Annotated in this window: 1 protein-coding gene; it reads left to right on the top strand. The window is 41.3% G+C overall.

Going from position 1 to position 537, the window contains the following annotated elements:
* Nucleotides 1-16: 16 nt before the first annotated feature.
* A partial coding sequence (locus ACYQ3D_RS12645) for a GTP-binding protein (protein ID WP_459838818.1) occupies nucleotides 17-537 on the top strand: 521 nt, incomplete at its 3' end.

The following is a 537-nucleotide window of genomic DNA, read 5'->3' as shown; positions in this document are numbered from 1 at the left end:
AGGAGGGAAGATAGAAATGGGAAAAGAAAAGTTTGAGCGAAACAAACCACATATTAACATTGGTACAATTGGACACGTAGACCACGGAAAGACAACAACAACAGCTGCAATTACGAAAGTATTGTCAGCAGGAGACGAAGGATCAGTGGAATTTGGTGAGATTGATAACGCACCAGAAGAGCAGGAACGAGGAATTACAATTGCTACGTCTCACGTAGAGTATGAGACAGCTAATAGACACTATGCTCACGTAGACTGCCCAGGTCACGCAGACTATGTAAAGAATATGATTACAGGTGCAGCTCAGATGGATGGTGCAATTTTAATTGTATCAGCAGCAGATGGGCCAATGCCGCAAACAAGAGAGCACTTACTATTAGCTCGTCAGGTAGGAGTGCCAGAAATTGTAGTCTTCTTAAACAAAGCAGATATGGTAGAAGACGAAGAGTTAATTGAATTAGTAGAGATGGAAGTAAGAGAGTTACTTAATGAGTATGAATTTGATGGAGATGATGCTACAATCGTTACTGGATCAGC

The sequence above is a fragment of the Halanaerobaculum tunisiense genome, assembly GCF_054657635.1.
Note: the sequence above shows the minus strand (reverse complement) of the source record. Positions and strands in the feature narration are given on the sequence as shown.